General features: G+C 39.9%; 14 protein-coding genes. All 14 read left to right on the forward strand.

Annotation, left to right across the window (positions count from 1 at the left end):
- Positions 1–3: 3 nt before the first annotated feature.
- The 14 genes from addA (at position 4) to pyrF (ending at position 14680) form a co-directional block, all read left to right on the forward strand.
- Positions 4–3633 carry a helicase-exonuclease AddAB subunit AddA gene (gene addA / locus ABE613_RS12280; protein WP_347376510.1) on the forward strand — a complete coding sequence of 1210 codons (3630 nt, stop codon included), beginning with the start codon at positions 4–6 and terminating at the stop codon, positions 3631–3633.
- 238 nt (positions 3634–3871) lie between these two features.
- Entirely contained in the window at positions 3872–4195 is a 324-nt protein-coding gene (locus ABE613_RS12285; RefSeq protein ID WP_235233885.1) for a PadR family transcriptional regulator, read from the forward strand.
- On the forward strand, positions 4192–4914 hold the full coding sequence (locus ABE613_RS12290; protein WP_235233884.1) for a DUF1700 domain-containing protein: 723 nt from the start codon (positions 4192–4194) through the stop codon (positions 4912–4914). Before ABE613_RS12285 ends, ABE613_RS12290 begins: the two co-directional genes overlap by 4 nt.
- Positions 4915–4916: 2 nt before the next feature.
- Positions 4917–5762: a DUF4097 family beta strand repeat-containing protein gene (locus ABE613_RS12295; RefSeq protein WP_235233883.1), complete on the forward strand. Its 846-nt coding sequence runs from the start codon at positions 4917–4919 to the stop codon at positions 5760–5762.
- A gap of 14 nt (positions 5763–5776) precedes the next feature.
- Positions 5777–5971: a PspC domain-containing protein gene (locus tag ABE613_RS12300; protein WP_235233881.1), complete on the forward strand. Its 195-nt coding sequence runs from the start codon at positions 5777–5779 to the stop codon at positions 5969–5971.
- A gap of 123 nt (positions 5972–6094) precedes the next feature.
- The gene (locus ABE613_RS12305; RefSeq protein ID WP_235233922.1) at positions 6095–6286 is read left to right on the forward strand and encodes an alpha/beta-type small acid-soluble spore protein; all 192 of its coding nucleotides are present in this window, start codon (positions 6095–6097) and stop codon (positions 6284–6286) included.
- 101 nt (positions 6287–6387) lie between these two features.
- The gene (locus tag ABE613_RS12310) at positions 6388–7062 is read left to right on the forward strand and encodes a WecB/TagA/CpsF family glycosyltransferase (RefSeq protein WP_235233880.1); all 675 of its coding nucleotides are present in this window, start codon (positions 6388–6390) and stop codon (positions 7060–7062) included.
- A 196-nt stretch (positions 7063–7258) separates the two neighbouring features.
- Entirely contained in the window at positions 7259–8347 is a 1089-nt protein-coding gene (locus ABE613_RS12315; RefSeq protein WP_235233981.1) for a PucR family transcriptional regulator, read from the forward strand.
- A 16-nt stretch (positions 8348–8363) separates the two neighbouring features.
- Positions 8364–9050: a cell division ATP-binding protein FtsE gene (ftsE, locus tag ABE613_RS12320; protein WP_235233982.1), complete on the forward strand. Its 687-nt coding sequence runs from the start codon at positions 8364–8366 to the stop codon at positions 9048–9050.
- Entirely contained in the window at positions 9040–9948 is a 909-nt protein-coding gene (gene ftsX / locus ABE613_RS12325) for a permease-like cell division protein FtsX (RefSeq protein ID WP_235233984.1), read from the forward strand. The genes ftsE and ftsX overlap by 11 nt, the downstream gene beginning before the upstream one ends.
- Before the next feature lie 18 nt (positions 9949–9966).
- Positions 9967–11076: a murein hydrolase activator EnvC family protein gene (locus tag ABE613_RS12330; RefSeq protein WP_235233986.1), complete on the forward strand. Its 1110-nt coding sequence runs from the start codon at positions 9967–9969 to the stop codon at positions 11074–11076.
- 18 nt (positions 11077–11094) lie between these two features.
- Entirely contained in the window at positions 11095–12270 is a 1176-nt protein-coding gene (locus ABE613_RS12335) for a S41 family peptidase (protein WP_347376511.1), read from the forward strand.
- Between the two features lie 159 nt (positions 12271–12429).
- The gene (locus ABE613_RS12340) at positions 12430–13707 is read left to right on the forward strand and encodes a dihydroorotase (RefSeq protein WP_347376512.1); all 1278 of its coding nucleotides are present in this window, start codon (positions 12430–12432) and stop codon (positions 13705–13707) included.
- Positions 13708–13762: 55 nt separating this feature from the next.
- Complete coding sequence (gene pyrF / locus ABE613_RS12345; RefSeq protein ID WP_235233989.1) at positions 13763–14680, forward strand: orotidine-5'-phosphate decarboxylase; 918 nt, start codon at positions 13763–13765, stop codon at positions 14678–14680.
- Positions 14681–14719: the final 39 nt, after the last annotated feature.

A 14719-nucleotide genomic window follows, 5' to 3' on the forward strand; every position in this document is an offset into this window, starting at 1 on the left:
ATCATGGGCGTGACATGGACGGAAGAACAGCAAAAAGTGATTGATCTGAGAAATCGGAATATCCTTGTCTCAGCAGCGGCTGGCTCTGGTAAAACAGCGGTTTTGGTAGAACGCATTATTACGATGCTGACAGCAGATGTGAATCCGATAGATGTTGATCAACTGTTGATCGTAACATTTACGGAAGCGGCAGCAGCTGAGATGAAAGAAAGAATTAGAAATGCGATAGAAAAAAAACTGGATGAATTTCCAGAGAATGAACATCTAAAGCAACAGGCAACTTTGATTCACAATGCTCATATTACTACGATACACAGCTTTTGTCTGTCTGTGATCCGAGATCATTTTCATGTGATTAATCTGGATCCTGGATTTCGCATTGGAGAAGAAGGAGAGCTGAAATTACTTCGTCAGGATGTTGTAAAAGAGATTCTGGAAGAAAAATATCAGCAAGGAAATCAGAGATTTTTGGATTTTTCTTTGGCATATGGAGGAGGCAAAAGTGATAAGAAGATAGAAGAGCTGATCTTGAAGATTTATGAATTTTCCAGAAGTTATCCAGATGCCAAAGAGTGGATAGAAAAATGTGTAAAAGCTTATCAGATAGAAGATCTTCAGGAACTGGAAGAATGTGATTATATTTGTTTCGCAATGAAGAATACAAGAAGCTATCTGGAAGAAGCTATGAAATTATTGGAGCAGGGAATCGCAATTTGCCAGACTGCAGATGGACCAGCGGTATATGAGACGACTCTTTTGAATGACAGTCAGGTCATTGAGAAATTGCGCTCTGCTGACACATTTGAGAAAATGACACAGGTATTTTCGGAAGTAAAGTGGGTGCGATTGGCGGTCAACAAAGACAAGATGGTATCAGAAGATAAAATAGAACAAGTAAAATCTATCCGAGAAGAAGTAAAAAAGATTGTAAAAGACCTAGAAGGACAGTATTTCTATCAGGATGTAAGGGATGTCCTGGAGGATATTCAGCTTTGCCGCCCGGCGATGGAGGAACTTGCGGAATTGGTGCAGATATTCGCAGAGCGATTTGAGGAGAAAAAACGGGCGAAAAATATGATTGATTTCTCGGATATGGAGCAGTATGCTCTACAGATTCTGACGGAGAAGACAGAACATGGTTTGTTGCCATCAGCAGCTGCCAGAGAATATCAGCAACAATTTCTTGAGATTATGATTGATGAGTATCAAGACAGTAACTTTATTCAGGAGACGATACTGACCAGCATCTCTAAGGTGTCTCAGGGACATTACAATATATTTATGGTAGGTGATGTGAAGCAGAGCATCTATCGCTTTCGTTTGTCCAGACCAGAACTTTTTATGGAGAAATTTCATACTTATAGTATGGAAGATAGTCAGACTCAGCGTGTTGATCTTCATAAAAACTTTCGAAGCAGGCGCGAGGTGTTGGACAGTGTGAATTTTATATTCAGACAGATTATGGTACGTAATCTGGGAGGAATTACCTATGATGATCAGGCAGCTTTATATGCGGGAGCGGACTATAAAGAAGGTAAGAATCTGAAGACAGAAGTCCTGGTGATTGACAGTGATCTGGAATCATGGCAAGGAGCAGACGTTGAGTTAAAAGAGGTTACCAGGATAACAGAGAGAGAATTAGAGGCGCGGGCAATTGCGGGCAGAATTCGAGAACTGTTGGCCAGCCATCAGGTGATCGACAAAAAAACCGGTGAGTTTCGTCCGGTACGATATTCGGATATTGTAATTTTGACCCGCAGTGTGAAAGGGTTTGCAGATGTATTTACAGAAGTTTTGAATCGACAAGGAATCCCGACATATGCAGGTACGCGAGAAGGGTATTTTGCAACGCAGGAAATAGGTGTTCTGTTGGATTATCTGAGAGTTTTGGATAATCGAAGACAGGATATTCCTCTGGCAGCAGTGTTAAGATCTCCTTTCGGTGAACTGACTGAAATGGAATTGGCATCTATCAAGAGCGTATATAGAGATGGTTCCTTTCATCAGGCAGTTACATCTTATTGTGCTGAGGGAAAAGATTCTGTGATTCGAGGAAAACTTGAAAAATGTCTGAAGAAGATGGATGAATTCAGGTCTATTCTGCCGTATACACCTATGCATGAACTTTTGTGGAAGATTCTCGAAGAGACTGGTTATGGTGATTATGTATCATCAATGCCCGGAGGAGAACAAAGAAGGGCGAATCTGGAGATGCTGGTTGAGAAAGCAAGAGCTTTTGAAGCCACTAGCTATAAAGGATTGTTTCATTTTGTCCGTTATATTGAGCAGCTTCAAAAATATGATGTGGATTATGGAGAGGCAAGTATTGAGGATGAGCAGTCAGATACCGTCCGTGTAATGACCATCCACAAAAGCAAAGGACTGGAATTCCCTGTCGTGTTTGTAGCTGGCTTAGGAAAGAAATTTAATATGCAGGATGCACGAAGCAGCGTGTCACTCCATGCCAAGATGGGGGTGGGACTGGATGCTGTTGATCTTGCGGCAAGAACCAAAAGCCCGAGTATCATAAAAAAAGTAATACAGAAAGAAGAAGCCTTAGACAGTCTGGGAGAAGAATTAAGGGTCTTGTATGTGGCACTTACTCGAGCAAAAGAAAAATTGATTCTTACGGGAACTATCTCGAATCTGGAAAAGAAAATGGCAGGGTATAAGATAGTGACTGAGCAGAAAGAAGATACGTTGTCATTCGAAAGATTAAGTAAAGCAGTAACTTATTGGGATTGGATTCTTCCTGCTATGCAGCGTCTGGGATCAGATGTTCCAATGGAGATGCGAATCTTAACAATTGAGGATATTGTACGGAACGAGGTGGAAGAAGAAACGGCTGGAAGACTTACCAGAACCATATTGGAAAACTGGGATACTCAGAAAATCTATGAAGAGGATGTTCATAAGATATTGCGGGAACAGTTCAGTTATCAGTATCCATATATGGACAGCCGACAGCAAAAGATGAAATTTACAGTGTCAGAATTAAAAAAGAGAAGCTATCTAAAGGAAAGTCTCGGAGAAGAGTTGGATGAATCAGGAGAACTTCTTTATGAGGAACCGGAAGTCGTGCCTCTTGTGCCTAGATTTTTGCAGGAAAAAGAGGAGTTAACGGGTGCTTCGCGTGGTACGGCATACCATCGGGTGATGGAGCTTCTGGATCTGTCGAAATCTTACGATACATTAACGTTACAATCTGCAATGGATGCTTATGTAGCAGACGGAAAGCTGGGACAAGATATGGCGGCATGTATCCGGACTGTGGACATAAAAGGATTTCTGGAATGCAGTGTGGGGCAGCGGATGAAAAAAGCCGCTGAGCTGGGGCATCTGTGGAAAGAACAGCCTTTTGTCCTCGGAGTAGATGCCCGAGAGATTTATCCGGAAGAGGAGGAGGGGGAGTTAATCCTTGTTCAGGGGATTATTGATGCGTATTTTGAAGAAGATGATGGTCTTGTTGTATTGGATTACAAGACAGATAAGATCTGCAGTCCAGACGAACTGGCTGAGAAATACCATGCGCAGCTCGATTATTATGCAAAAGCATTGGAGCAGATGACGCAAAAAAAAGTGAAAGAGAAGATCATCTATTCCTTTACGATGAAGAAGGAAATCGTTGTGTAGGAGGAAGTGTAGAGAGAGTACGGTGAGGAGTGGAGCTGGGCAGATGGTTTCAGATGTCTTTCGCTAAGAATCCATAAAAAAAGCAGGATAAAATTTCGCATGAGAATTTTATCCTGCTTTTTTAACACTTTCCACACAATATGTGTTGACAAACTATATTATACAACATATAATATAGGCATAAAAATAATATTGTATTTATAAATAATATTATAAATTCCAGCAAAGGAGTGAGAATATGGTATTTAACACCGGAGCTGCTCTCCTGGATGCAATCGTTTTGGCGGTTGTTTCGAGAGAGAAGGAAGGAACTTATGGGTATAAGATTACTCAGGATGTAAGAAAGACGATCGAAGTATCGGAGTCAACTTTATATCCGGTGCTGAGAAGACTGCAGAAGGATGAATGTCTGGAAGTATATGATCGGCAGTTTGATGGCCGGAACAGGCGATACTATAAAGTGACAGAAAAAGGAATGGTGCAGTTGAATTTGTATCGGACAGAATGGAAAAATTATTCTGGAAAAATCAATGAATTGTTTGAGGGAGGTGTAACTGCATGAATCGCATAGAGTTTATGACAGAATTAGCTTCATTATTACAGGATGTACCTGTGGAGGAACGAAAAGAAGCGATGCAGTATTATAATGACTATTTTGATGATGCCGGAGAAGAGAATGAACAACAGGTTATTGAGGAACTGGGAGAACCGGCAACTGTCGCAGCCAATATCAAAGCCGATTTGAGAGGAGATTTCCAGGATGCCGGCGAGTATACTGAAAATGGATATACGGATGCAAGATATGAGCAGAAGAATATGCCGACAGAACGTGAGAGTCATAAAGAATCTCAAGAGGAGTATCGTGGCGGCTATCAAAGCTATGAAGAACAACGTCCGCCGAGAACCAGCAAAATATTAAAAATTATATTAATTATTGCAATCATTCTTATGGCGGGTCCAGTTATTATCCCCGTTGCGTTGGGAATAGCAGCATTGATTATTGGATGTGTAGTTGTGTTATTTGCAGTATTTGTAGCACTTGTTATTGCCTCTATTGCAGTTGTGATTGCAGGAGTATCTGTCTTCTGTGTGGGAATCATTAATCTTATTCCGGAATTAGCGATTGGCCTTGCTCTTATTGGAACAGGATTGATTCTGTCTGTTCTTGGAGTGATAGCAACAGTGGCAAGTGTCAGACTTTGTATTATTGTGTTCCCAGGAATCTGTAGAGGAATTGTATGGCTTTGCAGAAAACCATTTCATAGAAGGGTGGTGGCGTAACGATGAGACGTGGCTGGAAGATATTCTGGATCGTGTGCGGAGTGACTGCCGGGATAGGTCTGGCATGTTGCGTGGCGGCATGGGGGCTTGGAGTTACGACAGAGGCATTGCATAGTAGATTCCCGAATGGAATTGGGTTTGGAGTGATTCATTGGGATGATGAATCAGAAGATGCAGGAGAATATATTGCGGAAGACATTCATCAATCTTTCCATGAAGTAAGAAAAATAAATGCAGAGATATTTGCAGGTGAAGTAGAGGTCCTGACATCGGACAGTGAAGATATAATCGTAGAGACAGACGGAATCAGTGAAAAATTGGGCTTTCGATGTTATATGGAGAATAATGAACTAAAACTAAGTACAAAAAAGAATCTGACACATATCAATCATATTGGAATTGGCACAATTCGAATCTATCTCCCAAAAGAAGCAAAACTGGGTGAAGTCTCTCTGGATATTGGCGCGGGAACATTATATGTGGAAGATGTATGCGCAGAAAGTTTTTCGGTAGATGTTGGTGCCGGTGAGGCAGAGATTGATCATTTTTCAGCTGCGAAGGTTGATCTTAATTGTGATACTGGTTCTCTGACTGCCAGAGGAAGTGCGGATCTAGATATGGAGATTGAATGCGGTGTTGGTGAGATTCAGTACACTGCAGAGGGGGAAGAACATGAATTTAATTATGATATTGAATGTGGCATTGGAGAAATTATTTGCGGTGAAAACAGTTATTCTGGTCTGTCAGTAGAAAAACGGATTGATAACGGAGCAAATAAGGAGATGCAGATTGAATGTGGTGTTGGAAACGTTACTGTTGAATTTGAAGAAATGCATCATGAAGAATAAAGGAGGATATGAGTATGGAACCTAAAAAGTTATACCGTTCAAGAAAAAACAGAATGATCTGTGGAGTATGTGGAGGAATTGCAGAATATTTTAATATAGATCCCACATTAATCCGACTGGCATTGGTACTTTTTGCATGTACAGGAACAGGAATTCTGGCATATTTTATTGCGGCAATTATCATTCCGGATGAACCGGCCAATTATTAAGGGATGGAAAACGTCTTTCTGAGGAGAGACGTTTTCTTTTTGGTAAAAGTTTGGACTTCCTTCCAGTATATTCTAAAGAAAACAGGTCAATACTTATGAAAAATGAAAGGGGTATGCATGGATATGGAAGAAAAGAAGAAAAGTATTCGACTTGATGAGCTGACGCAAGATGAAAAATTAAAATATGAGATAGCAGAAGAATTGGGATTGTTGGATAAAGTCATGGAAGAAGGGTGGAAATCACTTTCTTCAAAAGAAACAGGGAAAATTGGCGGATTGATGACAAAAAAGAAAAAAGAGACAGGGAAAAAATGACAAAAATATTAACAAGTGTGAACATTTGGACATAAAGGTTGAAAAGAGAATATCCATTTGCTATAATCGAAAAACTGGAAGTAATTTATGCAGGTGAAAATATGGACAGTAAGATTAGAGTTTTAGATGTAGATATAGATCAATGTTCAGCAAAAGAAGCAATGAAAAAAGCAATGTCTTACCTGGAAACAGAGCCGGTCAGTGTAATTGAGACCGCAACAGTGGAAGGATTGATGCAGGTCGATGACATGCCGTCAGTCAAAGAAGCTGTCAGTAAGTTTGATCTGGTTTTGGCTGGAGATAAGACGATCCTTGAGGCGGCAGATATTACAGACCGTAAGTTTTTACAGGAAACAGAAGGTCAAGTTTTCTTAAAAATGTTTATGAGATATCTCCACAAGAATCATAAAAGAGTCTATCTTTTGGTGGAATCAGAAGAAGAAGGACAGGAGATGTATAATTATCTTCAACGCCATTATGGGGGTACACAGATTATAGGTATGGCAAAAGTATCTGCACAAAATCGTGCGGATGATATGCTGGTCAATGCAATCAATGGAGGAGAAGTGGATTGTATTCTTGCAACACTTTCCTCACCTCTTCAGGAAACATTTATTATAAAGAACAGATCCCTTTTGGATGCGCGCTTATGGGTAGGACTTGGAAAGAAAAACACACCTGTGAAACAAACCGGTTTTGGGCAAGGATGGCTGGGACAATTCTTTATCAGGCATCTATTTAAGAACGAGATGGAAAAAAGAAAACGAGAAAAATAACTTTTCGTCACTATGTACATGACAAAAAAATGGATAAATGAAAATAAACTTGAGGAAATCAACAAAAAAATGTGATTTCCTCTTTATTTTTTTGTCTATATATATTAATATATAGTCTAGTAATGTGTGTTTTTAGAATTATTGAGCCTATTTTATTGTGAAAAATGCATATTGAAATGAGTGGAGGAGATGGAATATGATATCTAATCAAATACTTCAAAATACAATTGAAGGATTGAAAGGGATTACACGTATTGACTTCTGCGTAATGGACACCGATGGTAAATCTCTTGCAAGTACATTTACAGAACAGGAAAATTATGAGGATGAAATTGTTTCATTCGTAGAATCTCCGGCTGACAGTCAGGTTGTTCAGGGGTATCAGTTCTTTAAGATTTTTGATGAACATCAGCTGGAGTATATACTTCTTGTTAATGGCGGCAGTGATGATGTATACATGGTGGGAAAGATTGCTGCATTTCAAATTCAGAATCTTTTGATTGCTTATAAAGAAAGATTTGATAAAGATAATTTTATCAAGAATTTGCTGCTGGATAATCTGTTATTAGTGGATATTTACAACCGTGCCAAAAAATTACATATTGACACGGAAGTAAGACGTGTTATCTTTATTATTGAGACAAAGCACGAAAAGGACAGTACTGCACTTGATAATGTGCGGAATCTGTTAGGAAACCGGGCGAAAGATTTTGTTACGGCAGTTGATGAGAAAAATATTATTGTCGTGAAAGAACTGGAGCCTAATGATGGTCATGTGGAATTGGAGAAGATTGCTCAGAATCTGTATAACCTTTTGACAGAGGAAGGAGAAGAGGGAGTCCTGATTGCATATGGAACCATCGTCAATGATATTAAAGAAGTATCCAAATCATACAAAGAAGCAAAACTTGCTCTGGATGTAGGAAAGATCTTCTTTAGTGAAAGGAATGTGATTGCATATAGTGCTTTGGGAATTGGACGTTTGATCTATCAATTACCGATTCCATTGTGCAAGATGTTCATACGTGAGATTTTTGAGGGGAAATCTCCAGATGATTTCGATGAGGAGACGTTAACTACGATTAACAAATTCTTCGAGAATAATCTGAACGTATCAGAGACATCCAGACAATTATATATTCATCGTAATACACTGGTGTATCGGCTGGATAAATTACAGAAAAGTACCGGCTTGGATCTGCGTGTGTTTGAAGATGCAATTACCTTTAAGATTGCACTTATGGTTGTGAAGTATATGAATTATATGGAGTCGCTGGAGTATTAATAATCAGGAGGAAAATATGATTGAATTAAAAGAAGTAACGAAAGAGTACTCAAAAGGGGTTGCGGCCTTGAATGGTATAAATCTTACGATTGAACAAGGCGAATTTGTATTTATCGTAGGTGACAGCGGTTCTGGTAAATCAACTTTGATTAAGCTGATCATGAAAGAGCTTGAACCTACATCTGGAACTATTATTGTAAATGGTCAGAATCTGAATCGAATGAAACACAGAAAGATTCCGATGTATAGAAGAAATATTGGAGTTGTGTTCCAGGATTTCCGATTGCTGAAGGATAGAAATATATACGATAATATTGCATTTGCGCAGCGTGTAACAGAGACACCGACCAGAATTATCAAGAAGAAAGTACCGGCAGCATTGTCACTGGTTGGTTTAGCGCAGAAATATAAGTCATTTCCAAAAGAATTGTCCGGTGGTGAGCAGCAGCGTGTTGCGATTGCTAGAGCAATTGTAAATGAACCGGCGATTTTGTTGGCAGATGAGCCTACCGGTAACCTTGACCCGACAAATTCATGGGAGATTATGAAGTTGTTGGAGGAGGCGAATGACAGAGGAACGACCGTACTGGTAGTTACACATAACCAGGAGATTGTAAACGAGATGAAGAAGCGAGTTGTTACAATGAAAAAGGGAGTCATTGTAAGCGACGAGAAAAAAGGTGGGTATAATAATGAGAATTAGTACATTTGGATATTCGATGAAACAAGGGGTAAAGAACATAGGAAGAAATAAGATGTTTTCCGTTGCGTCTATTGCAACGATGGCAGCTTGTATTTTTCTGTTCGGACTTTTTTTCGCCATTGTTGTGAATTTTAATTATATGGTGGAAAAAGCAGAAGAAGGTGTAGCGATTACCGTCTTCTTTGATGAAGATGCATCTGATTCTACTAAAAAAGAGATAGGAAAACAGCTTGCAAATGCGGAAGGTGTGCTGGAAGTTAATTATGTAAGTGCAGATGATGCATGGGAGAACTTTAAAGAGGAATATTTTGGAGAATCCAGTGATCTTGCGGATGGATTTAAAAATGATAATCCGTTGGCAAGTTCAGATAACTATGAAGTGTATATGTCTGATGTGTCAAAGCAAAAGGATGTTGTAGAGTATGCAGAAAGTCTCGATGGGGTCCGTAAAGTTAATAAATCAGATGTAGTAGCTAAGACTTTGACTAGTGTCAATAAGCTGGTGGGATATATTTCTGCAGCAATTATCGCGATTTTACTTGCGGTTTCCATCTTCCTGATCAGCAATACAGTTACGATGGGTATTACAGTAAGGCGTGAAGAGATTGCGATTATGAAGTATATTGGTGCAAAGGATGGATTTGTCAGGGCGCCATTTGTAATAGAAGGTTTGTTAATTGGAGCAATTGGAGCAATTATTCCTTTGGTTGCATTGTATTTTATGTATGATAAGGCTGTAAGTTATATCATGACTAAGTTCAGCCTCCTGAATAATATTGTAGATTTCCTTCCGGTAATGGAGGTATACAAGACATTGCTTCCGGTTGGTATTGCTTTGGGAGTAGGAATCGGTTTTGTGGGAAGTTTCTTTACAATCCGTAAGCACTTGAAGGTATAATATCATAGGAGGTTACATATGATACGAAGAAAGAAGGCGCTTAGTTTTTTATTAGTGCTGGTATTGTGCCTTGGAATGGCGATTCAGGCGAATGCGACTGAAATCAGCGAAACGCAGAAAAAAGCGGAAGAGCTGGAAAAGAAGAAAAAAGATGCAGAGAAAGAAAAGCAGTCTTTGGAAAAACAGTTAGAGTCTATTGTCAGTGAGATGGAAGAGACAAAGACGAAGATTGAAGAGAAAGAAACAGAAATCAGTGCGAAAGAAGAAGAACTGATTCAGGCAAAGGTTGATGAAAATGACCAATACGAAAGCATGAAGAAAAGAATCAAGTACATGTATGAAAATGGAAATACACAGTTCGTTGAGATTTTGTGCGAGTCAAAAAGTATTGGTGAATTTCTGAACAATGCGGAATATATTACAACAATCTCAGAATACGACCGGACCATGCTGGTAGAGTTTCAGGCGGTTGTAAAAGATGTGGAAGAACAGGAAGCGGCGCTTCAGGCAGAATATGATGAACTGGAGACTATGCAGAATGATCTGATCACAAAGCAAGACAGTGTGACAGAGCTTATGGAAAGCAAGGATGCTGAGATTGAACAGATTAGCAGTGATCTTGGTGACACAAAGGATAAGCTGTCAGAACTGCAGGCAGCTGCGGCAGCGGCAGAGCGTAAGCAACAGGAGAAAAACAGTGGGTACAGTAATAATGCGGGAGCATCTGTGATTACTGGAAATGGAACATTTACACATCCTTGTCCGGGATATACTTACATATCCAGTGAATTTGGATATCGAGAACAGCCGATTGCGGGAGCAAGTACGAATCATAAAGGAATGGATTTTGCTGCTCCGATAGGAACACCAATCTATGCAGCAGCGAGTGGAACTGTGACTTCTGCAAGTTATAGTGGGAATGCCGGAAATATGATCGTAATCAATCATGGAAATGGACTTCAGACTTATTATATGCATTGCAATTCGATGTATGTCAGGGCAGGACAGACGGTGAGTAAGGGACAGAATATCGGTGCAGTAGGAAGTACAGGAAATTCATCCGGCCCACATCTGCATTTCCAGGTTATGCAGAATGGTACACCGGTGAATCCACGTAATTATCTGTAAGAATAAAGGTTGATATCTATGAAAGATAAAAAAAGTTTTGTTAAGGGGGCGCTTTTTGGCGCCCTTGCTATGTTATTGATTGCAGGACTTGTATCCTGTGGATTAAAACTGGGTGACAGCAGTAGGGAAGCTGTTACCAGTGAGACTGAAGAAAAAATTGCAGAATTAAAGAAGTTAATTGATAAAAATTATTTACATGACGTAGATGAAGAAGAACTTCAGGAAGGAATATATAAAGGCTATATTTCAGGATTGGATGATCCATACTCTGTGTATTATGATGAAGAAGAAACCAAATCTTTCTACGAAACAACAGAGGGAGAATATGACGGTATCGGTGCAGTACTGAGCCAGAATATGGATACTGGGATTATTACACTTGTTCAGATATATGATGATTCTCCGGCGATGAAGGCAGGACTTCAGGATGAGGACATTCTTTATAAGGTAGATAAAGAAGAAGTGACAGGAGAGGATCTGACGGAAGTGGTATCTCACATCAAAGGCGAGAAAGGAACTACCGTAGATATAACTGTGCTTCGGGGAGAAGAAAATGAGGAAGTTACAGTGACGGTAACTCGTGATACTATTCAGGCACAGACAGTAGAATATCGTATGTTGGAAGATAATCTGGGATATATTGCAGTTTCTGAATTTGACAGTGTTACTTATGATCAATATCAACAGGCATTAGAAGATCTTCAGAATCAGGGAATGCAGGGACTGATTGTGGATTTGAGAAATAATCCGGGAGGTAATCTGAGTACTGTCTGCGATATGCTGGATCTGATGCTTCCGGAAGGATTGATTGTCTATACAGAAGATAAAGATAGAAATCGGCAGGAAATGACGTCTGATGGTGAACATCAATTTAATCTTCCGATGACAGTATTGATGAATGGAAATAGTGCCAGTGCATCTGAAATCTATGCGGGAGCTATCCAGGATTATGGGCTTGGCAAAATTGTTGGAACACAGTCTTATGGAAAGGGCGTTGTGCAGCAGATCTTTGATTTGAAAGATGGAACTTGCGTGAAACTGACGATTGCAGAGTATTTTACACCGAATGGAAGAAATATTAACGGTGAGGGTATTACCCCGGATGTGGAAGTAGAATATGAAAAGGATGAAAATAACCCGGATGCAGATAATCAGCTTGAAAAAGCAATGGAAATCTTAAAGAGCGAATTGTAATAATTATACAAAGAGAAATACACAAGGTAGAAGGGAATGACCAAATTGGCATTCCCTTTTAGCATTCCATGTGATAAAATAAATTACAGTATGGAATGCTATATGGATATACTATTAATATGCTACCCAGTAGTGTAGACGACAGAAAGGACAATATATATGACGATTTTAATTCAGAATGGCCATGTAATTGACCCACTTACCAGAAAAGATGGATGTTATGATGTGCTGATTGAGAATGACCGAATCCAGAAAGTGGAAGAAAAGATTGAGGAAGAGGCAGATCGGATCATTGATGCCAAAGGATGTTATGTAATGCCTGGATTTATTGATCTCCATGTGCATTTTAGAGATCCGGGGTTGGAATATAAAGAGACCCTTGAGACAGGTGGTAAGGCAGCCGTGAGGGGCGGTGTTACCACGGTGTGTGCTATGCCTAATACAAAACCGGTTATTGATAACGGAGACAAGGTTTCGGCAGTACATGAAAGGGCAAAGAATGAATCTCTGTCTCATGTGATTCAGATTGGTGCGGTTACGCGGGAACAGAAAGGGCAGGAACTGGCAGATATAGAAGGAATGGCAAAGGCTGGATGCCATGCAATCAGTGAAGATGGCAAATCTGTGATGAATGCTTCTCTTTATAGAAAGGGAATGAAAATTGCAAAAGAAAATGGAATTGCAGTATTTGCTCACTGTGAAGACATTACCATGGTAGAAGGCGGCGTTATGAATGCAGATGAGAATGCTGAGCGTCTTGGGCTAAAGGGAATTACTAATTCGGTAGAAGATGTGATTGTAGCGAGAGATATTTTGTTGGCTAAAGAAACGGGAGTAAGACTTCATCTGTGTCACTGCTCGACAGCAGACAGTGTAAAAATGGTCAAACTAGCCAAAGAAGAAGGCCTTCCGGTAACTGGTGAGGTGTGTCCGCATCATTTTATCTTAAGTTCAGAAGATATCAAAGAAGATGATGGCAATTATAAGATGAATCCGCCACTTCGAAGTAAGGCGGATGTAGAAGCCCTAAGACAGGGACTGAAGGATGGCATTATGGATGTTATTTCCACAGATCATGCTCCACATGCAGCAGAGGAAAAGAATAAGTCTATTGCAAAAGCCGCGTTTGGAATTGTTGGGCTGGAAACATCTGCGGCACTTACGTATACCTCATTGGTAAAAACAGGACTTTTGAGTGTAATGGATATGGCCGAGAAGATGAGTTATAATCCTGCAAAGGTCTTAGGATTGGATGAAAAAGGCTCTGTATCCGAAGGAAAAATCGCAGATATTGTGATCTTTGACCCGGACAAGACATATAAGATTGATAAGAATACATTTGCATCAAAGGGCAAAAATACACCATTTGACGGATATGAAGTGACTGGTGAGGTTGCATATACACTTGCAGATGGAAAAGTAGTATACGAAAGATAACCGGATTGGAATAAGATGCTGATTGTATAATGAAGAAACTAGGAGGAATGAACAAGTGATTAACAAATTAGTAGCAAATATCAAAAGAACAGGAGCACCTATAGTAGTTGGGTTAGACCCGATGTTAAATTATGTACCGGAGCATGTGCAGAAAAAAGCATTTACAGAGTATGGTGAGACATTAGAAGGTGCTGCAGAAGCAATCTGGCAGTTTAACAAAGAAATCGTCGACAAAACTTATGATTTGATTCCGGCAGTGAAACCACAGATTGCAATGTATGAGCAATTTGGAATTCCAGGACTTCAGGCATTCAAGAAGACTGTAGATTATTGTAAAGAAAAAGGGTTGGTCGTAATTGGAGATATTAAACGAGGAGATATCGGTTCAACATCTGCTGCTTATGCAGTAGGACATCTTGGAAGAGTACAGGTGGGAAGCAACTCCTATGTTCCTTTCGATGAAGACTTCGCAACCGTAAATCCATATCTGGGATCTGACGGTGTGAATCCATTCTTAGACATATGCAAAGAAGAAAAGAAAGGTATCTTTGTTCTGGTCAAGACATCCAATCCATCTAGTGGAGAGTTTCAAGATCAGTTAATTGACGGCCGTCCACTCTATGAATTGGTAGGCGAGAAAGTGGCAGCCTGGGGAGCAGAAGCAATGGGAGAAGAATATAGTTACGTAGGAGCCGTAGTAGGAGCTACTTACCCAGAGATGGGAAAAATCCTTCGCAAAATTATGCCGAAAGCTTATATTCTGGTTCCGGGCTATGGCGCACAAGGCGGAAAAGGCAAAGATCTCGTACATTTCTTCAACGAGGATGGCTTGGGAGCAATCGTAAATTCATCCAGAGGAATCATCGCTGCATATAAGCAAGAAAAATACGCCAAATACGGTGCAGAAGCATTCGGAGATGCATCCAGAGCAGCTGTAGAAGATATGATTGCAGATATCAAAAATGCTATGTAAGGGACGTAGTATTTTTTAAAAGGTCTACGTCCCTAATTA

The sequence above is a fragment of the Dorea chungnamensis genome (genome assembly GCF_039832125.1).
Lineage (GTDB): Bacteria > Bacillota > Clostridia > Lachnospirales > Lachnospiraceae > JAFBIX01.

Coding starts and splice junctions, on each gene's coding strand:
- addA (WP_347376510.1), top strand. CDS start 4: ATGGGCGTGACATGGACGGAAGAACAGCAAAAAGTGATTGATCTGAGA.
- ABE613_RS12330 (WP_235233986.1), top strand. CDS start 9,967: ATGATACGAAGAAAGAAGGCGCTTAGTTTTTTATTAGTGCTGGTATTG.
- ABE613_RS12295 (WP_235233883.1), top strand. CDS start 4,917: ATGAGACGTGGCTGGAAGATATTCTGGATCGTGTGCGGAGTGACTGCC.
- ABE613_RS12335 (WP_347376511.1), top strand. CDS start 11,095: ATGAAAGATAAAAAAAGTTTTGTTAAGGGGGCGCTTTTTGGCGCCCTT.
- ABE613_RS12315 (WP_235233981.1), top strand. CDS start 7,259: ATGATATCTAATCAAATACTTCAAAATACAATTGAAGGATTGAAAGGG.
- ABE613_RS12310 (WP_235233880.1), top strand. CDS start 6,388: ATGGACAGTAAGATTAGAGTTTTAGATGTAGATATAGATCAATGTTCA.
- ftsE (WP_235233982.1), top strand. CDS start 8,364: ATGATTGAATTAAAAGAAGTAACGAAAGAGTACTCAAAAGGGGTTGCG.
- ABE613_RS12300 (WP_235233881.1), top strand. CDS start 5,777: ATGGAACCTAAAAAGTTATACCGTTCAAGAAAAAACAGAATGATCTGT.
- ftsX (WP_235233984.1), top strand. CDS start 9,040: ATGAGAATTAGTACATTTGGATATTCGATGAAACAAGGGGTAAAGAAC.
- ABE613_RS12285 (WP_235233885.1), top strand. CDS start 3,872: ATGGTATTTAACACCGGAGCTGCTCTCCTGGATGCAATCGTTTTGGCG.
- ABE613_RS12290 (WP_235233884.1), top strand. CDS start 4,192: ATGAATCGCATAGAGTTTATGACAGAATTAGCTTCATTATTACAGGAT.
- ABE613_RS12305 (WP_235233922.1), top strand. CDS start 6,095: ATGGAAGAAAAGAAGAAAAGTATTCGACTTGATGAGCTGACGCAAGAT.
- ABE613_RS12340 (WP_347376512.1), top strand. CDS start 12,430: ATGACGATTTTAATTCAGAATGGCCATGTAATTGACCCACTTACCAGA.